Here is a 20,038-nt window from a genome sequence, read left to right on the forward strand (position 1 = left end):
TCGGAAGTCAGCGGCTGGATCCGTGATCCTGATTGGGTGACCAAAACCTCAGTCAAAACAATCACCTGCTTACCTTCCCCGCTGCCTCGTCGCCGTGTGCTCCGTGGCAGCGGATGCGTACTTTATAGATCAGACCCTGAGGGCGCAACCCCTTTCGTCAAAAACTTTCATTTTTCTGTCATGGCAGGGGACAGGTCCGCTTGGCGATCGCTCTATATATAGAGAGACCCTCTATAAAATAGATGCTTTAGAGAGACGCTTTCAGGAAAGCAGATAGCCTTCCTTTTCAAGGCATGCTTCAAGGGCTTCCCTGCCCTTGACCAGATGTGCGTGCATACCCAGCGCACGAGCGGCATCCACGCACTCGGGATTGTCATCAAGGAAAGTAATCTGCCCGGCATTGCATGACAGTGCCTTCAACACGTGCTGCCACGCACGCGGATCCGGCTTGCGATAGCCAATCTCGTGAGAAAGAAAGAGGGCATCAAAGTATGCCTCCAGTCCGGTACGCTGAATGACGACCCAGTGAAGGGGATTGTTATTGCTGAGGATGGCCCTGTAAAAGCGCGGATCAATCCGCTCGAGCATTTCCAGAGTCCCTGGATAGAGCCCAGACACCCAGCCGGCGAAATGCTGTCCAAACGCTTCGGGTGTCATATCCAGTGACAGGGCTTCAACGGCCGCTTCCAGAAAACCAGTGGCCGACGCCTTCCCTGTTTCAAAGGGAGCCAGCGGGGTGAACTCCAGCCAGAAGCGACGAGCCTCTTCACGACTCAATCTGCCCTGGGTCAGGTTCACCAGCGGCGTAATGCCATCCCAGTCGGCCAGAACACCGCCAACATCAAACAGAAGTATTTCCTGCTGCACCATGTCCCTTCCTCCCATGGCCTAATGATCAACGCCACAGCGCCAACACCCGCCCACCAATAGCCTGAAGGGCATCATAAGGTGGCAACCAGGGCGTCATTGACACAATAACAATGCCCATCAACAGTGCCGTCTGCGGCGTACCGTAATCGTAGAGCTTGAAGGCCGTTCCAAAAGAGCGCTTCAGGCGTCGGCCTTCGATATCGATACTGTAGATCTCATCCAGCAGAAGATGGATAAGCACGCCGATCAGCATGGCCCCAGCAAGGATCCATGACTGCATGGCGGTCTGTATAAAAAGCTGATAACTCACGACAGCAACGGCCAGTGATGACAGTACCGCCGCCAGCAGGGAATGCCAGATGCCGCGATGAACGGAGAAGCGCTTGAAGAGACTGCTCAGAGGATAACGTACGAAGAGATAGGTGCCGACACCCGCACCGCTTAGCTCTGCAAGGGACAAAAAGGGCTGAAGCGCCGACACACAACCGATCACGGCCAGCATGGCCATCAGGGTAAAGAGCAGGCGCACGGCACGAGACTGATCGGCATCGATATCCGGAACAATCCCGCCCAGCGCGACCAGCCCTGCGACCGGAAAGCTGTCAACGAAGGGCCAGAGACCTGCCTGCCAGCCCAGTGCACCTGCCAGTGCCCCACCGACCGCCGCTACCGTAAAATGCGTTTTGAAATTGGCCATAACTCAAATACTGGATATAAACCCATATTATGGCGCAATTTTCCCAGTGACAACAATGATATAGCAGCCGTCGGAACAGCGTTATCGGTCGGCTTGAGAGAGGAACTCATCCTTGAGCGACACATAGTTGGCCGCTGAATAAGTAAAGAAGCGGTATTCGGACTCCTTGAGCGGGCGCAGCTGGCGTACCGGATTGCCGCCGTAGACATAGCCGCTTTCCAGGTGCTTGCCCGGGGGAACCACAGCCCCTGCCGCCACCAGCACTTCGCTTTCCACCACGGCACCATCCAGTACCGTGGCGCCCATGCCAATCAGCACCTTTGAAGCAATGGTGCAGCCATGCAGGATGGCGCGATGACCGACGGTGACATCATCACCGATCGTCAGCGGATATCCCCCGGGGCTGTAATCGCTGGCATGGGTGATATGCAGCACCGAACCGTCCTGAATGCTGGTTCTGGCGCCGACACGGATACGGTGCATGTCACCGCGAATAACTGCCGTCGGCCAGACAGAGACATCATCCCCAAGCGTGACATCGCCCAGTACCACAGCGCTGTCATCAATGAAGACTCGCTCGCCCAGTGACGGCGACACTCCCCTGAAGCTTCGAATACCCATGTGCTTTCTCCCTGCCCGATGTGTCGTCTCAGTCTGCAACAACCCGAGCGATGCCGCCAGCGCCCTCGCCCCACCCTCAGACACATCAGGACGCGGCTATTTCATCAGGAAAAAGCCCAGCAACACCAGAATCAGCAGCGGAATGGAGATCCATCGCACCACCGCACGCCATACTCGATAAAAGCGCTCGCCGGCCCCAATGGCCTCCATCGCACGAGGCGGCGCCACGACCCAGACCGAAAAGACGGCAATCAACAATCCACCGATAGGCAGCATGATGTCGATCGGCAGCGTTGTGGCCAGATCGAACAGCGTCATGTCATTGAACAGACGGACATCCGACCAGATCGAAAAGGACAGCGCCGAGGGCAGCCCCATCAACCAGACACCGACACCGATGATCAACGCTCCCAAGGGCCGTGTCAGACCGGCGCTGCCCAGCATGGCCACCATCGGTTCGGCAAGATTAATGGAAGAGGTCCAGGTCGCCAGTAGCAGCAACACGAAAAAGCAGCCAAGCCACAGCGCACCCCCGGGCAAATCGGCAAAGGCAATGGGGAGCGTTACGAACATGAGCCCCGGACCAGAGGCCGGGTCCATACCCTGCGAGAAGACAATCGAGAAGATGGCAATGCCGGCCAGCAGGGCAACTGCCACATCCAGCACGGCCACGGTAATCACGGCCCGGGGCAGGCTCTGATCATCGGGCATATAGGCCCCATAGGCCATCAGGGCCCCTGCACCAACGGCAAGGGTAAAAAAGGCATGTCCCATCGCATTAAAGATGGCCGTCAGCGTCAGTGCCGACATATTGGGTTTGAAAAGCCAGGACAGCGCGGTCGTGAATCCGCTGGTGGTAAAGGCGTAGCCCACCAGCAGGATCAACAGCAGATAGAGCAGCGGCATCAGCAGATTATTGAGTCGCTCCAGACCGCTGCCGACCCCGCTGGCCACTACCGCCATGGTCAAAAACAGAAAAATGCTGTGATTGAGCAGCACGAGGCCGGGGCTTGCGAGAAAGTTCTCAAAGGCACTACCGATTTCCTGCGGCGTGCGCGATGCAAAGCCGCCGGTAAACGCCTCCACCAGATACTCGATCGACCAGCCGGACACCACGGAATAAAAGGAAAGTATGAAAAACAGGGTGATGCCACCGAAAAGCCCCAGTAGCCCCCAGTGCCGGCTCTTGCCAACGTCGCGTGCCAGAAAGGTCAGCGCCTGCATGGGTGTACGACGCCCGGCCCGGCCGATCATGATTTCGGCCACCATGACCGGCAACCCCAGCAGGGCCAGAAACACCACGTAGAGCAATAAAAAGGCAGCGCCTCCATTTTCGCCAGTCATCCAGGGAAAGCGCCATATATTGCCCAGACCGACTGCCGCCCCTGTCACTGCTATAATGAACGCACGTCGTGACCCCCAGCGCTCTACCACTTCGGACATGTCCTGCATCCCTTCTGCCGCGCCATGATGCGCACTGAATCAACTCATGATGCCCGGCGCCTGCATTGAAACCGGCGTCCGACACCCTCATTGTCAGCAGTATATCTTTCGCCAACCGCGAGGTCGCTTCATGTCTACCAATCCCCTGCTCGAATCCCATACGCTTCCCCCTTTCGAGGCCATTACACCCGACATCATCGAGCCGGCCGTGGACGAGCTGCTCGCACGCAACCGGGCAGCCATCGAAAAGCTGGTCGAGGAAGGCGACTATACCTGGCAGGGGCTGGCAGTACCGCTTGAAGCCATCAATGACCAGCTTTCTCAGGCCTGGTCACCGGTATCGCACCTCAATGCCACCATGAATTCGCAGGCGTTGCGCGAAGCCTACCAGGCCTGCCTGCCCAAGCTATCGGCCTATGGCACCTGGCTGGGTCAGCATGAAGGGCTTTTCAAGGCCTTCCAGACGCTGGCAGAAAGCGACGAATATGCGCAGCTGGATCAGGGCCAGCGCAAATCGATCGACAATACACTGCGTGACTTTCGCCTGGCCGGTGTCGATCTGCCGTCAGAAAAGAAGGCAAGGTTTGGCGACATTCAGGCCCGGCTTTCCACACTGTCCAACACCTTCTCCAATAACGTGCTGGATGCCACGCAGGCCTGGCATCTGGATGTTCCGCGCGAGCGTCTGGGTGGACTACCGCAGAGCGCGCTGGAAACCCTGGCCGCCAATGCCGAGGCCAAGGGTGTCGATGGCTATCGCGTTACGCTCGACTTCCCGAGCTTCTTCCCGATCATGAGCCACGCCGATGACCGTGCCCTGCGTGAGGAGGTATATACCGCCTTTGTCACCCGCGCCTCGGATCAGGGCCCGAATGCCGGCGAATTCGATAACTCGGGCGTGATGTCCGACATCGTGACGCTCCGACAGGAGATTGCGGCACTGGCCGGCTTTGACACCTATGCCGACTACTCGATGGCCACCAAGATGGCGGACAGCCCCGACCAGGTGCTCGAGTTCCTGCAGGATCTGGCAAACCGCGCCGTCCCTCAGGCCACCGAAGAGTTTCAAAACCTCAGCGATTTTGCCCGCGATGAGTTGGGCATCGAACAGCTCGCGCCCTGGGATACCGGCTATGCCAGTGAAAAGCTGCGCGAAGCGCGCTATGCCATTTCACAGGAAGAGCTTCGCCCTTATTTCCCCGCGCCCGGCGCTGTGGAAGGGCTTTTCCGGGTCATTGGCAAACTCTTCAACGTCAGCTTTCGTGAAAATACCCAGGCACCGCGCTGGCACAGCGATGTGCGCTTTTTCGACATTCTGGAAAATGACAGCGTCATCGCCGGGTTCTACCTCGATCTCTATGCGCGCGAGGGCAAGCGCGGCGGCGCCTGGATGGACGAGTGCCGGGTCAGACGTGAGCGCGAAGACGGCAGTCTTCAGCTACCGGTGGCCTATCTGACCTGTAACTTCACTCGTCCGGTAGGGGATCGCCCGGCGCTGCTGACCCATGATGAAGTCCTGACCCTGTTTCATGAGTTCGGCCACGGACTGCACCACATGCTGACCCGTCAGCGGGTGGCGGATATTTCCGGCATCAACGGTGTGGCCTGGGACGCTGTCGAGCTGCCCAGCCAGTTCATGGAAAATTACTGCTGGGTACGCGAAGGGCTCGACCTGATCGCCGCCCATGTGGATACCGGCGACCCCCTGCCGGATGATCTGCTCGATCGCTTGCAGGCAGCCCGCAACTTCCAGTCCGCCATGACCATGGTGCGCCAGATCGAATTCTCGCTGTTTGATCTGCGCTTGCACCGGGAACATCAGGCGCCGAATGCCGACGATATCCAGTCCCTGCTGGACAGCGTCCGTCATCAGGTCTCCGTGGTGCCCAGAGTCGAGTTCAACCGCTTCCAGCATGGGTTCAGCCATATCTTTGCCGGTGGCTACGCGGCAGGCTACTACAGCTACAAGTGGGCCGAAGTGCTCTCGGCAGATGCCTGGTCGGCCTTTGAAGACGCCGGCGTCTTTGACCAGACCACGGGCATGCGCTTTCGCACCAGCATTCTGGAACAGGGCGGCGCCCGCGATGCTGCGGTCCTGTTTCAGGAGTTTCGTGGACGTGAACCCAGCATCGAACCGCTGCTTCGCCATAGCGGTATTCAACAAACTGCCTGACCCCTGCATCACGACCGGCAGACGTTCACTGCCGGTCAGGAGCCCTGATGAATCAGTCAACCCCCAAACGCTTTATCGCCGGGGCCATTTGCCCGCGCTGTAGCGCCATGGACCGTATCCGCAGCTGGGAGAGCAACGGCACGCGCTATCGAGAGTGCGTCAGTTGTGACTTTTTCGAGCAGCTGCCCATGACCGAAGAAACGCTTGATCCACTGGAGACGCGCGTTTCCAGAGGTGAACCGAAAAAAGAAAGCGATGACTTTCAGCCGGTCAAGATCATCGACCCGGGCAAACGCTAACCTCACCAGCGCGACGACTGCGCTGACTGCCAATGCATTAAAAAGGCCCTGCCGATTCATCGGCAGGGCCTTTTTTTCAGCAAGCAACGCTCCGGATTAGTTGGCGCCCTTGATCACGCCACAGGCCCAGCGCGCGCCACCGCCACCCAGCTTCGGGCTGTCACTGTAATTGTCGCCGCCTTCATGAATCATGACGGCGTGCCCGGCAAGATCGCTCTCTTTCAGGCGAGGCGCCAGCACCGGCGTCTTGATGTTGCCATCGTTGTCTGCGACCAGCAGCGGCATGTCACCCAGATGGCTGTCCTCGGCATAGGGGCCGGCATGCGTCTGCGTGTCTTCGGGATCAAAGTGGCCGCCGGCAGCGCCAGCCGGTGTCACCTTGCCATCGGTGGTCGAAGGATCACAGCTCGGGTTGGCATGCAGATGGAAACCATGCATGCCAAATCCCGGCAGACCGAAAATATCAGGCGTAGCCAGCAGTCCGTAATCGGTATCCTCGAAGGTCACGGTGCCTACGGATTCGCCCACGCCCTTGTCGTTCGCCTTGTGCAACTCTACCGTCGTGTCGGCCATGGCCAGCGGTGTCATTGCCAGCAGCGCAGATGCCAGAAACAATTTTTTCATCACAAGTCCTCTCAAGTCAGCCCATTAACGATTGGCGTACCCACAAGACTAGCTGGCTCAAACCAATGCGACCAATCAATGGCGGGCATGCTCAAGCGAGAGATCAGCCACAAGCCTTGTGCAGGCTTCTGCCTGGTTGAGCGTATAAAAGTGCAGTCCCGGCGCGCCCTGATCCAGCAGCTGCTGACAAAGACGCGTCACCACTTCGTGCCCGAAGGCCTGAATGCTTTCACTGTCATCGCCATAGGCTTCAAGCTGACGACGCACCCAGCGCGGAATTTCGGCACCGCACATTTCGGAAAAACGGGCCAGTTTGGTGTAATTGGTGATCGGCATGATGCCCGGCACGATCGGTACATCCACACCGCGGGCACGAACCCTGTCTACAAAGTGATGATAGGCATCCGGATTGAAGAAGTACTGCGTGATGGCCATGTCGGCCCCGGCGCGCACCTTGTCGACAAAATGATCGATATCACGCTCGAAGTTTTGCGCCTGCGGATGACACTCCGGGTAGGCGGCGACGGTGAGGTCAAAATGATCACCGGTTTCTTCGCGAATGAAGTCGACAAGATTGCGGGCATAGCGAAGCTCCCCGATCCCCATCATGCCTGAGGGCATATCACCGCGCAGGGCCACGATGCGCTTGATGCCATGCTCACGATAGTGCGCCAAAAGTCTGCGGATATCTTCCTTGTCACTGGCCACACAGGAGAGATGCGGCGCCGTACAGACGCCGGTATCCCGTGACATGTTTTTGACGGCATCAAAAGTGAAATCGCGCGTTGTACCGCCGGCACCAAAGGTCACTGAAAAGAACCGCGGATTAAGCTCGGCAAGCCTTTTATAGACTTCCGGCAGTCGCTCCTGACCGGCCTCGGTACGGGGCGGAAAAAACTCGAAGCTCAGTTCGGGGGCGCAGGCATCACTCATGGGTCTGAAGTCCTTTCACAAGTCGCGCCGTCGACCGGACAGGAGCATGTGTGCGCCTGTGGCCTGCCCGTTCGGGGCAGTGGTCGAGCAGCAGTGGATGCCATGTATTGTGACGACGCCGGGAGGCCAGGCCAAATGAAAGATTCGAGGGTACTGATCAAGCAGAATTCATGATCAGAAAAGCAAAAGCGTTTGAAGGACAAATGGAGGGGAAGCAACGCCCCCTGCATTGGCCGTCATCAGAGCGGCGCTGAGGGTGCCGGAAGCACTGATGGTGCCGGAAATGGCGGAAAAGCGTGGGAGTCGAACCCACCAGGGACTGCTGGCAGCCCCTCTCGGGTTTGAAGCCCGAGCGCCCCACCGGGGGACGAAGCCTTTCCGTAATCGAACGGTGTCAGCAGGTATACCATCAAAGGGTATTACAGCAAGCCTGCATGATAGCTTAATTAATGCCACATGTCGGCCCGGCGCACGACATGGTCATCGCGCACCCGTCGTGTATAGCCGATTCGATCAAAAAACTCCAGGATCATGACTGCCAGTTTGCGCCCGATGCCCAGCCGGTCACGAAAGCTTGCGACATGCGCCGCGCCCTGAGCCGTCTCGAGCTGTTGAATCATGTCGGCCATATCAAACACGCATTGAGCGAGAAAGAAATGATCGCGGCGCACATGATAGACACGCCCCAGACGCGCGGCCGAGGTCAATACCTGACGCACCCGTGCCTCGCCGATATTTGTCAGTCCAACCAGGTCCCGGACACGGGGCGGATCGAAGGGCGTTGCAGCAAGATGCGGCTGAATCTGCTGCCAGAGAACCTCTTCTTCATCTGATAGCGCGGCCTGATGCTCCGGCAGCGACAAAAAAGGACCATGCTGTTTCAGCATGCCTGTCGTCATCAGCGGCTGAACAATCTGGCGAAACAGCGCACTGGGCAGCCCCGGCATTACCTGGCGGCGCAGACGCTCGCGTTCGGTGCCCAGCATGGCAGGCTCGCGCTCATGGTTTTCAGTGACCACCTCGAGTATGCGTACCCGAAGCGACTCCAGCGCCTCAGGGGAGAAGGCCCGCATTTCCTGACCGGCACTGATGACCCACGCGCCCAGCGCCTCGAACTCCCGGGCCAGCGAAGCCGGCGTACGATTGAAGTTACGCGCCAGACCATACACATCCGGGCCATCCGAACGCAGCCTCAGAGCCATCCTGAGCGGCTCGTCCAGAGACATGCCGGCCGAGCTGCCCATGACTGCCTGACGACAGCTCTCCAGCCACTGAAGACGCGCCTTTGAACGCTGGCCGCGGCGCGGTGGCGTACCGTCGAGCACAATGGCGCCGCCAATGGTATGTTGCGCGCCATGATCGCGCACGATGACGCGATCTCCCAGGCAGGCATGCAGCGGCGACTCCAGAATCATCTGCGCCAGCATGCGCTGCCCGGGCAGCAGCTGCTGTCCTTCCAGCAGGGCAATGCGCCCGGTGACGTGCGACGCCCCCAGATGCAGATGCACCCCCGACCAGTGGCTCAAGGGGGGCGCATCGTCAAGAAGCTCAAGGGCAATATCCACGCGTGTCAGCGAAGGCGTCGGTAGCGCCTGGGCCACGACCCAGTCACCGCGCTGAACCATCTCCCGATCAATGCCCGGCCCCGCCAGATTCAGGGCAAGCCGGTCACCTTGGCGGGCATGCTCGGCCACGCGTCCCTGACGTCGAAGTCCTCGGACACGGGCGTCATGATTGGAGGGAAACAATCTGACGCTATCGCCCACCGAAATCTCGCCAGCCACAACCGTGCCCGTGACCACAAGCCCTGAACCGGTCTTGGTAAAGGCACGATCCACGGCCATGCGAAAGTTGCCCTGTGCCACTTCGGCGTCGCTGGCCCGAGCGCGTTGCCAGAGCTCGTCCTTGAGCGCGGCAATGCCCTCACCGGTCCGACTGGAGACCTCAAAGATCTGCGAGCCTTCCAGCGGCGAGCCGGCCAGCAGCGCCTGAATCTCCTCATGTACTTCCAGAATGCGCGACGGCTCGACCAGATCACACTTCGTTAGTGCCACTACTCCCCGGTCGATACCCAAAAGACGCAGTATCTGCATGTGCTCACGGGTCTGGGGCATGACGCCATCATCCGCCGCCACGACCAGCAGCATGGTGTCGATGCCCGCCACACCCGACAACATGTTGTGGATAAACTTTTCGTGCCCGGGCACATCAATAAACCCCAGCTCGAAATCATCAGACAGTTCCGGGTAGGCATAGCCGGCCTCGATGGTCAGACCGCGCGCCTGTTCTTCGCTCAGCCGATCGGTACTGATGCCGGTCAGCGAGTGAATCAGCGCTGTCTTGCCATGATCGACATGGCCTGCCGTGCCTACAATCATGATCCAGAATCCCGATTGAGCGAGAGATGGCCGAGCTGCTCTACAAAGGCGCGCTCTTCGGCCTCGCCCTGCAGACAGCGCAGATCCAGCCAGAGCGCCCCGTCATGCAGTCGTCCGATCACTGGCCTTGGCAGCTGTCTGAAAGCGGTTTCAATCAGGCGCAGGCTGCGCTCTCCCGAGCGGCGCTCCGACGCGATCGGGGCAATCACGAAGGCATGACTGGGCAGGCGGTCCACCGGCAGCGCACCACTGCCCAGCTGACTTTTGCATGGAGCGATACTGACCTGCATATCGGATAAATGCTCGACCAGTGCCGGCAGTAGACGTTCGGCCGTGGACGCAATATCGGTCTGTGGACGTGTCAGCAGCGTCAGTGTCGGAATATCGCGCGCGATGTCGTCACTGTCCCGATACAGCTGCAGGGTGGCCTCCAGCGCACTCATGATCAGCTTGTCGACGCGCAGCGCCCGCTTGAGAGGATGACGCCGAATACGATCAATACAATCACGGCTGCCCACGACAAGACCGCACTGAGGACCGCCAAGCAGCTTGTCACCGCTAAAGGTCACCACGTCCGCACCGGCCTCGATGCTCTGCCGGGGGCGGGCCTCGTCAGGCAATCCCAGTGCCGCCATGTCCGTAAGCGCCCCACTGCCCAGATCCACAATAAAGGGCACGTCACGAGCATGGGCAATGCGCGCCAGCTCGCTTTCCTCCACGGCGGCCGTAAATCCTTCCACCGCGTAATTGGAGGTATGCGCCTTGAAGATCATGCCGGTTTCCTCCCCCATGGCCTGCTCGAAATCCCGCGCATGGGTACGGTTGGTGGTCCCCACTTCGCGCAGATAGCAGCCGGAGGTGTGCATGATGTCAGGCAGACGAAACGAGCCACCAATCTCGATCAGCTCACCGCGAGAAATCACGGCTTCACGGCCGGCGCCCAGCGCCGACAGCGTCAATACCACGGCGGCAGCATTATTGTTGACCACCGTCGCTGCTTCCGCGCCGGTCAGCTCACATAAAAGCGATTCAACAACCTGATCGCGATCTCCCCGATGGCCGCTATCGATGTCGTACTCCAGCGCCAGGGAATGTCGGGCGGCGCGAGTCATGGCCTCGATGGCAGGCTCGGCCAGCGGTGCCCGCCCCAGATTGGTATGGATAACGGTACCGGTCAGGTTGAAAACGCTAGGCGCACTGGAAGCGCTCAGCGATCGGGCCATATCAAGCGCCTGCGAAACCAGCTGCTCAGACTCGAGAGGTGTGGCATCGGCCCGTGAAAGGCGCTGGCGCTCGCTGGCAAGCAGTTCGCGCACGGCACGTATTTTAAGCCGATGGCTGATCTGCGAGCGCTCCATCGCCTGATGAGACAGCAGCACGTCCACTGCCGGCAGGTAACGACGCGGGTCATCCATCAAGGGCTCCTTTCATGAGATCGGGATAAGGGCGTTGATTCAACACACGCTCACCTTTTAATTCAGGCATTACCATTAACCCGGAGTATGGAAGATGCTCAGGCAGTAACAGGCTGGAATCGGACCATAAGGTACACCATCCTTCAAGCCGGCCATCATCCCTTAAAAAAGTATTGAAACAAGCAGGATACATTTTCTATAGAGATTGTTTTGATATAACCACATAAAAAAACGCGCTCCTGTTGAGCGCGTTCAAGGGACAAGCCATGACGATCAGCCCGCCACCATCCAGGGGTTATAGCTGCTGCGACCGATATCACGCTCGCGGGCGATCATGATATCCAGCCCCAGACTTGCCAGATCATCAGCCAGCGCGTCGGCATCCACCTCGGTGTCAAGATGAATGATCTTTACATAGCTATGGCAGTCACCGCAGGCTTCTGCACGAACCGGTAACGGCCGCTTGCCGTCCTCGCCCTCAAGGCTCACGTAATCCAGTTTTCCGGTCTCAAAGCAGGTCGTACAGCGCGCCCGTTCCATGTACCACTCGGCGGCACAGATCGAGCATTGCATGTAGCGAACACGGGAACGCTCGCGACCTACCTGAACAAGGCTGGCCACCGGCAGTGCACCACAGCAGGGGCAGACTGTCTGCGCCGTGCCTTCGGCCCGCTTTGGCGGACGAGGCAACACGGAGCACTGGCGAAGCCATGCCACCTGCAGGGCAGCGGCGACCAGCGGCATGAAGGCGCGGAAATCTTCCGTTCCCGTGCCGGCCTCAAGCACCTCAGTGGCAATGTCCTGGCGCGTCTTGTGCTCAAGCTGGCGGAGCTGACGGATCAGCTGCTGCTGCGCCTGCCCCACATTAAGCTCCAGCGCATCACACAGGGCGTCCAGATCCTCCTGCCAGTCCAGATCAGCCTGCAATGACTGGACTGAAAGCGGAGGCATGCCGTGCTCCAGTGCCAGATCGAAGGCCTGGCTGTCCGGCGTAAAGGTACTGGTACGCTTTTGCAGAACCTGATGCTGGGCCTGCGCCAGACGTGCAGCAAAGCCGAGAAAATCGGCCATTGAGCGCATGCGTCTGGAAAGGTCGCGCAGGCGCCGGGCCCGATGGCTGAAAAGACGCCGTTCGGGCAGCACCACAGCGGGGGGTTCAACGACCCCGCCGGGTGTGGCGCCGTAATCATGTTCAGCCTGATGTTCGGCTGTCATGGCGATCTCCGTGATGGGATGTCGTGTCACGCTCGGAGGCGTTCTCGTCTCCCGCACGCTGCGAGGGGTCTTTCATCTCTTCTTCATACCAGAGCGGATGATGATGCTTCGCCCAGGCATGCGTCACGCGACCACGGGTCATGGCCTTGATCGAACCCTTGACCCAGATGGCCGCATAGACGTGCACGATGATGGTCGCAATCGCAATGAAGGCCGCCAGTGCATGCACAAGACTTGCCACGCGAATCAGCGGAATGGGAAAGAACCCGGCAAACCACGGCCGCCACATGATCACACCCGTGATCAAAAGCACCGGAATGCAGAGAATCAGCGCCCAGTACACCATCTTCTGGCCCGGATTGTACTTGCCAATCGGCGGCAGTTTTTCATCCCGGTTATTGAGCACATCGCCCATCTGGCGCATCCACTGCACATCGTTTTTCATCAGCAGATTATATTTGAGCTGTCGCACCGCGATGATGACAAACAGCACAAACAGCACCACACCGATAAAGGGATGCAGGATTCGCGACCAGACCGGCCCGCCCAGCATGTCAGTAAAAAAGAAAAACGGTGGATGAAAGAAGGCAAGCCCCGACAGCGCCAGCAAAATGAAGGCGCCTGCCATGGCCCAGTGATTGGCCCGGGTACCCGGGCCGTAACGCAGCATGGTCTTTTGTTTCCTGAAGTTCATGACCGATGCTCCTCTTCACGTGAGACACGATGATGGTCATCGCCTTCACCGAAGACTTCCTCATCCGTAGGCTCTTCCTTCGGGCCCTTGGTGATGTAGTGGAAGAAGCCGGCAAACGCCGTGATCCCCAGAATGGCGGACATGATGGGCTTGGTAATGCCCTTCCAGGCACCAACGACCGGCGAAATGCGAGGATCCTTCGCCAGACCGCTGTAAAGCCCGGGCTCGTCGCTGTGGTGCAGCACGTACATGACGTGTGTACCGCCCACGCCTGCCGGATCATAGATCCCGGCATGTTCGTAGCCGCGCTCTTTCAGATCGTTCACACGCTTGTCAGCGCGCGCCAGCATGTCCTTTTTGCTTCCAAACTCGATGCAGTTGGTCGGGCAGGCCTTGACGCAGGCAGGTTCCAATCCAACGTTGACACGATCAGAGCACAGGGTGCACTTGTAGGACTTGCTGTCCTTTTCCGAAATGCGCGGAATATTGAACGGACAGCCCGTAATACAGTAACCACAGCCAATGCAGTTGTTGGAATCAAAATCCACGATGCCGTTGGCATACTGCACAATCGCACCCGGGGCCGGGCAGGCCTCAAGACAGCCCGGCTCGGCACAGTGCATGCAGCCATCCTTGCGGATCAGCCAGGAAAGCTCCTTCTCCCGGCTCACGTCATCGCCGCCCACAAAATCGGTTTCGACTTCGTTAAAGCGCATCACCGTCCATGACTCGGCAGTCAGGTCCATGGGGTTGTCATACACCCCATGACACTCGCCCACGTCATCACGCAGGTCATTCCACTCCATGCAGGCGACCTGGCAGGCCTTGCAACCGATGCATTTGGAGACATCGATCAGCTTGGCCACTTCGACCACGTTGTCGCGTGCATGCGGTGCCGGTAGTGTCGTTGCGGAGCGGGCAACGATATTTTGTGAATTGATCATATGCCCTCCCTTATGCCTTCTCGACCTTGACGATGAATGACTTGTATTCCGGTGTCTGGGTATTGGCGTCGCCCACGACAGGCGTCAAAGCGTTGGCCAGATAGCCCTTCTTCGCCACACCCGTGAAGCCCCAGTGAATCGGAATACCTACGTGATGCACGTCACGATCCCCAATGCGCAGCGGCTGTAGACGCTTGGTCACCACTGCCACGGCCTTGATAAAGCCGCGATTGGAAGACACCTTGACCCAGTCCCCGGCGACCACACCGACTTCCTCAGCCAGCTGATGACTGATCTCCACAAACTGCTCCGGTTGCACCACCGCATTAAGACGCGCGTGCTTGGTCCAGTAGTGGAAGTGCTCGGTCAGGCGATAGGTCGTTGCCGCGTGCGGAAACTCCTCTCGTGACCCCAGATCCGCGCGATCCTTATCAAAGATACGTCCTGCCGGATTGTTTCTCGCCAGCGGGTTGTTCGGATGCAGCGGATTGTTGTCGATCGGTGACTCATATGGTTCGTAGTGTTCCGGGAACGGACCATCGACCATGCTCTGACCGGCGAAGAAGTTACCGCCGCCGGTGGTCTGCATGATAAACGGACTCACGCCCTTCGACGGTTCAGACGTCAACGGAAAGTCGGGGACATCGGCGCCGATCCAGCGCCCCTGCTCGCTGCTCCACCAGACAAACGCCTTTTCCTTGCCCCAGGGCCTGCCCTGCGTATCGGCACTGGCACGGTTGTACAGCACGCGCCGGTTGGCAGGCCATGCCCATGCCCAGCCCAGCGTGTTGCCGGTGCCGTAGGGGTCGGAGTTATCGCGCCGTGCCATCTGATTGCCGTCCTGGGTCCAGGCACCGGAAAATATCCAGCACCCCGACGCCGTACGGCCATCAGCAGTCATTTCCGAGAAGCTTGACAGCAGCTCGCCGGCCTTTCGGGTCACGTTGCCGTTGTCATCGGTCAGATCGACCAGCGCACGACCGTTGTACTCCTGAGCCAGTTCTTCCGAGGACGGTGCTTCGGGAATGTTGTAATCCCAGTCCAGATTCAGGATCGGATCGGGGAAAACCCCGCCTTCCTGACGGTAGAGCTCGCGAATACGGATAAACAGATCACCCATGATGCGCGTATCCGGACGTGCCTCGCCCGGGCCGGGTGCCGCAGCCCAGTGCCACTGAAGCCAGCGGGCACTGTTGACGATCGAGCCGTCATCCTCGGCAAAGCAGGTCGTCGGCAGACGAATGACCTCGGTCTGGATCTGGCTCGAATCAACGTCGTTGTATTCGCCGTAGTTCTTCCAGAACTCGCTGGTTTCCGTATTCAACGGATCCATGACGACCAGATACTTGAGTTTGGACAGCCCTTCCGTGACCTTCTGGCGATTGGGGAACGACGCCAGCGGGTTAAAGCCCTGGCAGAAGTAGCCGTTGATCTCGCCCTTGTACATACGGTCAAAGGTATCCAGCACGTCATAAAGCGGTCTGGAAAGCTTCGGCAACCAGTCAAAACACCAGTTGTTCTCCTCGGTTGCGGCATTACCGAACCAGGATTTCATCAGGCTGACATGGAATTTCTCGTAGTTTTTCCAGTACGAGACCTCACCTTCCAGAATCGGCTGCTTGGCGCGCTTTTTGATATACGCGGGATAGTCCTGCTCGGCGGCATTGGCCAGCGTCATGTAGCCCGGCAGCAACTGAGAGAGCAGTCCCAGATCGGTCAGTCCCTGGATATTGGAGTGACCGCGCAGCGCATTGACGCCGCCCCCCGGCATGCCCATGTTCCCCAGCAAAAGCTGGACCATGGCGGCCGTGCGGATAATCTGCGAGCCAATCGAATGCTGCGTCCAGCCCAGCGCATAGAGCATCGTCATGGTCTTGTGCGGCACGGCCATCTTGCCGATTTCCGCCCAGATATGTTCGATATGCTCTCTGGGCATGCCACAGATACTCGACACCGTATCGATGTCATAGCGACTGTAGTGCTCACGCATCAACTGATAGACACAGCGCGGGTCCTTGAGCGATTCATCGCGCAGGGCAAAGCCGTCATCACCGAGCTTGTACATCCACGATGACTTGTCATCGTAGGTGTGCTTGTCCGGGTTGTAGCCGGTAAAGATACCGTCTTCAAACCCGTAATCGTCATGCACGATCAGCGAGGCATCGGTGTAGTTGAGGACGTACTCGTGCTGTACCTGATCGGTCGTGATCAGATAATGGATCAAACCGCCCAGGAAGGTGATGTCGGTCCCGGTACGGATAAAGGCCTTGTAGTCTGCCACTGCACAGGTACGCGTATAACGCGGATCGATGCAGATCAGCTTGGCCTTGTTGTGCTCAATGGCCTCGGTCACCCATCGAAAACCCACGGGGTGAGCCTCGGCAGAGTTGCCGCCCATCGAAAGAATCAAATTGGCATTGCGGATGTCGACCCAGTGATTGGTCATCGCACCGCGACCGAATGTTGGGGCAAGACCTGCCACCGTCGGTCCGTGTCAGACGCGCGCCTGGTTGTCGAAAGCTACCATGCCAAGATTACGCACCACCTTGTGGGTGATGTAGCCAGCCTCATTGGAGGAACCCGAAGCGGCCAGAAAGCCGGTCGTGGTCCAATGATTGACCGTGCCGCCCTTTTCGTCACGTTCGACGAAATTGGCATCACGGTCATCCTTGATGTAACGCGCAATCTTGTTGAGCGCTTCATCCCAGCTGACGCGCTTCCACTCGCTTGAACCCGGCGCACGTACCTGCGGGTATTCAAGACGGCCTTCGCTGCGAACAAAGTCCAGAAGCCCCGATCCCTTCGGGCAAAGAGAGCCACGAGAAACCGGATGGTCCGGGTCGCCCTCGATGTGAAAGACTTCCTGACGAGCGTTCTTGGAACCATCGCCATGGCTATAGATCAGAACGCCGCAGCCCACCGAGCAATACGTACAGTTGTTGCGGGTTTCCTTGGCGTGCGTCAGTTTGAACTGACGAACGGACGCTTCAGCCGACTCCGGGGCGAACCCCATCATCGCCATGCTGGAAGAGGCCACACCTGCCGCCCCCAGCTTGAAGAACTGTCTTCGGGTTACATTAACCGTCATGGGTCAATCTCCTCATCGCCTGCCGAATTTACCGGCTGTCAGGGCGGGCAGGCGTCATGCTTGAACATCGACCGTTGGCCGATGTGACCAGTCACTGTTTATCGGCATGACCTCACCGATTATTAATACTTCCCACTAATGGGATGGTTTTTATCAGGTGATACAGATAAAGAAGGGGTAGGGAAATGGTGATGCGGCCAGCGTCGCGGGGACAAGATGCCGCATAAGCCAATTTTCAGGGACATTGTACGTTTTGTCATCATCGGGTTTCAAAAGTAAACGCCACAATTTTTCATGACGTTTAAAACCCGAAAGGATTCAGTCTGTTAGTAGCAGCGCCCGGATTAATTTTATTTTAATCCGAAGTCAACTGGCCCTCTTCATCAGCCAGCCAGTCCTCGGTCTCGGTTTTCTCACGGTGCCCGGAGGGCGGCCTGGGATCATCCACCAGCGTCTTGTTCTGCCAGTCGACCAGACGCAGCCGACCATCAAATTCTTCAACCAGCGCCGTACAGTTTTCGACCCAGTCACCATCGTTGCAGTACACAAAACCTTCACACTCGCCGAAAAAGGGGATGTGAATATGGCCACCGATGTAGCCATCCACTCCTTCCCGACGTACGCGCGCCAGGGCGGACTGACGAAAGGCACCGGCAAAGTGTTTGACGTTACCTGAACGACGCTTGAGCGCTGCTGACAATGACCAATACGGGCGCCCCATGCGACGACGGGCCTGGACGGTCCAGCGGTTGGTCCGACGCATGGTATGCAGCGCCATCTCGCCCACGACCAGTTTCCACCGTGGCGCCTTGAAGTGGCCATCAAACTCGTCGCCATGACTGACCAGCAGACGCCGACCATCCTGTGTGACATGAACGGCATCGCGCCGGACTTCAATGCTGCGAAAGGTTTCGCCGCAGAAGGTACGAAAGGCGGCGTCATGATTGCCCGGGATATAGATGACCTCGCAGCCGGTCCGGGCCAGCCGCAGGATATGACGCACCAGACGCTGCTGGTGGCCATCCAGCACCGAAATGGCCCGACGTTTCATGGCGATCAGATCAAAGACATCACCAACCAGATACAGCCTTTCAGGGCGCACCAGCCGCATAAGATTGAGCAACAGCTGTGCCTGGGCATCAGGCGTGCCCAGATGAAGATCGGACACAAACAGAGTGCGTGCATTGGGCCTTCTGGCCATCGGATCCTCCCGGACAGTCTCGACAACGCATGAACTGCGTCTCTTTAAACACCTTCAATGACAGACAATTATCGACATAACATCGACATCCGTCGAATCGTTGCCCATAAGAGGCTATAGAGACAGCTACACTCATTTGGTCACCATTCTATCGCCACTATCCAAGGAGAACACTGATGTCCGCTCCCAGCGAGAAGGTCTTTATCAGCCCCGGCCGCTATGTTCAGGGCGCCAATACGCTTTCCCGAGCCGGTCACTACGTGTCGCAACTGGGTCAGCAGGCACTGGTCATCGCCGATGATTTCGTCTGGAAAATGGCCGGCAGAGCGTTGAGTGACAGCCTTGAAAGCAGCGGCATACGCTTTGAGCGCGCCATTTTTGAAGGTGAATCCTCAAGCGCCGAAATTGATCGACTGATCCAGCAGGGCGAGGTACTCAAGGCGGATGTGGTCATCGGTTTTGGCGGCGGCAAGACACTGGATACCGCCAAGGGCGTGGCGGACAGGATGAAAGCAGCCTGTGCCGTACTGCCCACCACCGCCTCAACGGATGCCCCGACCAGTGCGCTGTCAGTGATCTACAGCGACGAGGGCGAGTTCGAGTCCTATCGCTTTTACAACAAAAACCCCGACCTGGTGCTGGTCGACACCGCCCTTATCGTTAACGCTCCTCCGCGCTTTCTGGCCTCCGGCATTGCCGATGCTCTGGCCACCTGGGTCGAGGCGCGCGCTGCCATTCGCGCCTGCGCCACCAACATGGCCGGCGGTCAGGCAACGATTCTGGGTCAGGCCATCGGTGAAAAATGCGAAGAAGTGCTTTTCGATCACGCCCTGCTCGCCTATCAGGCCAACCAGGCCGGCATTGTGACCCCGTCCTTTGAGGCCGTTGTGGAGGCCAATACGTTGTTGAGCGGACTTGGTTTCGAAAGCGGCGGGCTGGCCGGTGCTCATGCCATTCATAACGGTTTCACCGCCCTGCACGGCGAAATCCATGAGCTCACTCACGGTGAAAAGGTCGCCTATGGCACTGTCGCCCAGCTGATTCTGGATCAGACGCCTCAGGCCGAGCTGGAAGAATATCTGGATCTCTACCTGGCACTGGGCCTGCCGATGACGCTGGAAGCGCTCAAGCTCAAGGACATCAGCGACGAAGACCTGTATCGCGTGGCCGAAGCCGCACTCAAGAATGGAGAATCGATCCACAATCTGGCCTATCCGCTGACGCCGGATCAGGTCGTCTACGCCATCAAGGCGGTCGACGTTCATGCGCGGGCCTACATGGAAAAGCTTGGCTGGGAATAACCCTTGCCCTGCCTTGTCTTGTCAGAAGAGGGCCGCCCGGCGGCCCTCTTTCGAACCTGTCATCGACGATCACAGACTACCGGAAACGAAAAAAGGCCTGTGCGCCGTCATGCTGGCAGCAGTTCTGCCCTCCTTTCATGTG

The 20,038-nt window shown here is 58.5% G+C and carries 17 protein-coding genes and 1 tRNA gene; 3 read left to right on the forward strand and 15 right to left on the reverse strand.

Annotated elements, in window-relative coordinates; genetic code table 11:
- Positions 1-261: 261 nt before the first annotated feature.
- The 4 genes from KSP9073_RS00005 to KSP9073_RS00020 form a co-directional block, all read right to left on the reverse strand.
- Positions 262-870 (reverse strand): HAD family hydrolase, encoded by a 609-nt coding sequence (locus tag KSP9073_RS00005; RefSeq protein ID WP_165814106.1) that lies wholly within the window; start codon positions 868-870, stop codon positions 262-264.
- A 25-nt stretch (positions 871-895) separates the two neighbouring features.
- On the reverse strand, positions 896-1,567 hold the full coding sequence (locus KSP9073_RS00010) for a metal-dependent hydrolase (RefSeq protein WP_108840921.1): 672 nt from the start codon (positions 1,565-1,567) through the stop codon (positions 896-898).
- 81 nt (positions 1,568-1,648) lie between these two features.
- Positions 1,649-2,188, reverse strand: coding sequence for a gamma carbonic anhydrase family protein (locus KSP9073_RS00015; protein WP_108840922.1), 540 nt, complete (start codon positions 2,186-2,188; stop codon positions 1,649-1,651).
- A 96-nt stretch (positions 2,189-2,284) separates the two neighbouring features.
- Positions 2,285-3,631 carry a sodium-dependent transporter gene (locus tag KSP9073_RS00020; RefSeq protein ID WP_108841953.1) on the reverse strand — a complete coding sequence of 449 codons (1,347 nt, stop codon included), beginning with the start codon at positions 3,629-3,631 and terminating at the stop codon, positions 2,285-2,287.
- 130 nt (positions 3,632-3,761) lie between these two features.
- Here KSP9073_RS00020 and prlC point away from each other — a divergent pair, with 130 nt between their 5' ends.
- Both prlC and KSP9073_RS00030 read left to right on the forward strand, forming a co-directional pair.
- Positions 3,762-5,804: an oligopeptidase A gene (gene prlC / locus KSP9073_RS00025; RefSeq protein WP_108841954.1), complete on the forward strand. Its 2,043-nt coding sequence runs from the start codon at positions 3,762-3,764 to the stop codon at positions 5,802-5,804.
- 47 nt (positions 5,805-5,851) lie between these two features.
- Complete coding sequence (locus tag KSP9073_RS00030; RefSeq protein WP_108840923.1) at positions 5,852-6,103, forward strand: YheV family putative zinc ribbon protein; 252 nt, start codon at positions 5,852-5,854, stop codon at positions 6,101-6,103.
- 96 nt (positions 6,104-6,199) lie between these two features.
- Here KSP9073_RS00030 and sodC read toward each other — a convergent pair whose 3' ends face one another.
- From sodC to KSP9073_RS00080, 11 genes are all read right to left on the reverse strand, one after another.
- Positions 6,200-6,727 (reverse strand): superoxide dismutase family protein, encoded by a 528-nt coding sequence (gene sodC, locus KSP9073_RS00035; protein ID WP_108840924.1) that lies wholly within the window; start codon positions 6,725-6,727, stop codon positions 6,200-6,202.
- A gap of 75 nt (positions 6,728-6,802) precedes the next feature.
- Positions 6,803-7,660: a methylenetetrahydrofolate reductase [NAD(P)H] gene (gene metF / locus KSP9073_RS00040; RefSeq protein WP_108840925.1), complete on the reverse strand. Its 858-nt coding sequence runs from the start codon at positions 7,658-7,660 to the stop codon at positions 6,803-6,805.
- A gap of 284 nt (positions 7,661-7,944) precedes the next feature.
- A tRNA-Sec gene (locus KSP9073_RS17560) sits at positions 7,945-8,040 on the reverse strand.
- Between the two features lie 66 nt (positions 8,041-8,106).
- Entirely contained in the window at positions 8,107-10,038 is a 1,932-nt protein-coding gene (gene selB, locus KSP9073_RS00045) for a selenocysteine-specific translation elongation factor (protein WP_108840926.1), read from the reverse strand.
- Positions 10,035-11,453, reverse strand: coding sequence for an L-seryl-tRNA(Sec) selenium transferase (gene selA / locus KSP9073_RS00050; protein ID WP_108840927.1), 1,419 nt, complete (start codon positions 11,451-11,453; stop codon positions 10,035-10,037). The genes selB and selA overlap by 4 nt, the downstream gene beginning before the upstream one ends.
- A gap of 273 nt (positions 11,454-11,726) precedes the next feature.
- A complete protein-coding gene (gene fdhE, locus KSP9073_RS00055) occupies positions 11,727-12,668 on the reverse strand; it encodes a formate dehydrogenase accessory protein FdhE (protein ID WP_108840928.1) in 942 nt (313 codons plus the stop codon).
- Positions 12,646-13,362, reverse strand: coding sequence for a formate dehydrogenase subunit gamma (locus tag KSP9073_RS00060; RefSeq protein ID WP_108840929.1), 717 nt, complete (start codon positions 13,360-13,362; stop codon positions 12,646-12,648). Before KSP9073_RS00060 ends, fdhE begins: the two co-directional genes overlap by 23 nt.
- Complete coding sequence (gene fdxH / locus KSP9073_RS00065; protein WP_108840930.1) at positions 13,359-14,306, reverse strand: formate dehydrogenase subunit beta; 948 nt, start codon at positions 14,304-14,306, stop codon at positions 13,359-13,361. Before fdxH ends, KSP9073_RS00060 begins: the two co-directional genes overlap by 4 nt.
- A 10-nt stretch (positions 14,307-14,316) precedes the next feature.
- Positions 14,317-16,788, reverse strand: a complete 2,472-nt coding sequence (gene fdnG / locus KSP9073_RS00070) for a formate dehydrogenase-N subunit alpha (RefSeq protein ID WP_108840931.1) — start codon at positions 16,786-16,788, stop codon at positions 14,317-14,319.
- A 12-nt stretch (positions 16,789-16,800) separates the two neighbouring features.
- Positions 16,801-17,394, reverse strand: a complete 594-nt coding sequence (locus tag KSP9073_RS17960) for a molybdopterin-dependent oxidoreductase (protein WP_108840932.1) — start codon at positions 17,392-17,394, stop codon at positions 16,801-16,803.
- 355 nt (positions 17,395-17,749) lie between these two features.
- On the reverse strand, positions 17,750-18,595 hold the full coding sequence (locus tag KSP9073_RS00080; protein ID WP_108840933.1) for a UDP-2,3-diacylglucosamine diphosphatase: 846 nt from the start codon (positions 18,593-18,595) through the stop codon (positions 17,750-17,752).
- A 176-nt stretch (positions 18,596-18,771) separates the two neighbouring features.
- Between KSP9073_RS00080 and KSP9073_RS00085 the strand changes: the two genes are divergently transcribed.
- On the forward strand, positions 18,772-19,896 hold the full coding sequence (locus tag KSP9073_RS00085) for a glycerol dehydrogenase (RefSeq protein WP_108840934.1): 1,125 nt from the start codon (positions 18,772-18,774) through the stop codon (positions 19,894-19,896).
- Positions 19,897-20,038: the final 142 nt, after the last annotated feature.

Origin of the sequence: Kushneria phyllosphaerae, from assembly GCF_900312995.1 — a bacterium.
Classification (GTDB): domain Bacteria; phylum Pseudomonadota; class Gammaproteobacteria; order Pseudomonadales; family Halomonadaceae; genus Kushneria; species Kushneria phyllosphaerae.

What these genes read in the sequence shown, in the direction of transcription:
- KSP9073_RS00005 (WP_165814106.1), bottom strand. Translation starts at nt 870, where the DNA reads ATGGTGCAGCAGGAAATACTTCTGTTTGATGTTGGCGGTGTTCTGGCC.
- KSP9073_RS00010 (WP_108840921.1), bottom strand. Translation starts at nt 1,567, where the DNA reads ATGGCCAATTTCAAAACGCATTTTACGGTAGCGGCGGTCGGTGGGGCA.
- KSP9073_RS00015 (WP_108840922.1), bottom strand. Translation starts at nt 2,188, where the DNA reads ATGGGTATTCGAAGCTTCAGGGGAGTGTCGCCGTCACTGGGCGAGCGA.
- KSP9073_RS00020 (WP_108841953.1), bottom strand. Translation starts at nt 3,631, where the DNA reads ATGTCCGAAGTGGTAGAGCGCTGGGGGTCACGACGTGCGTTCATTATA.
- prlC (WP_108841954.1), top strand. Translation starts at nt 3,762, where the DNA reads ATGTCTACCAATCCCCTGCTCGAATCCCATACGCTTCCCCCTTTCGAG.
- KSP9073_RS00030 (WP_108840923.1), top strand. Translation starts at nt 5,852, where the DNA reads ATGAATCAGTCAACCCCCAAACGCTTTATCGCCGGGGCCATTTGCCCG.
- sodC (WP_108840924.1), bottom strand. Translation starts at nt 6,727, where the DNA reads ATGAAAAAATTGTTTCTGGCATCTGCGCTGCTGGCAATGACACCGCTG.
- metF (WP_108840925.1), bottom strand. Translation starts at nt 7,660, where the DNA reads ATGAGTGATGCCTGCGCCCCCGAACTGAGCTTCGAGTTTTTTCCGCCC.
- selB (WP_108840926.1), bottom strand. Translation starts at nt 10,038, where the DNA reads ATGATTGTAGGCACGGCAGGCCATGTCGATCATGGCAAGACAGCGCTG.
- selA (WP_108840927.1), bottom strand. Translation starts at nt 11,453, where the DNA reads ATGGATGACCCGCGTCGTTACCTGCCGGCAGTGGACGTGCTGCTGTCT.
- fdhE (WP_108840928.1), bottom strand. Translation starts at nt 12,668, where the DNA reads ATGACAGCCGAACATCAGGCTGAACATGATTACGGCGCCACACCCGGC.
- KSP9073_RS00060 (WP_108840929.1), bottom strand. Translation starts at nt 13,362, where the DNA reads ATGAACTTCAGGAAACAAAAGACCATGCTGCGTTACGGCCCGGGTACC.
- fdxH (WP_108840930.1), bottom strand. Translation starts at nt 14,306, where the DNA reads ATGATCAATTCACAAAATATCGTTGCCCGCTCCGCAACGACACTACCG.
- KSP9073_RS17960 (WP_108840932.1), bottom strand. Translation starts at nt 17,394, where the DNA reads ATGACGGTTAATGTAACCCGAAGACAGTTCTTCAAGCTGGGGGCGGCA.
- KSP9073_RS00080 (WP_108840933.1), bottom strand. Translation starts at nt 18,595, where the DNA reads ATGGCCAGAAGGCCCAATGCACGCACTCTGTTTGTGTCCGATCTTCAT.
- KSP9073_RS00085 (WP_108840934.1), top strand. Translation starts at nt 18,772, where the DNA reads ATGTCCGCTCCCAGCGAGAAGGTCTTTATCAGCCCCGGCCGCTATGTT.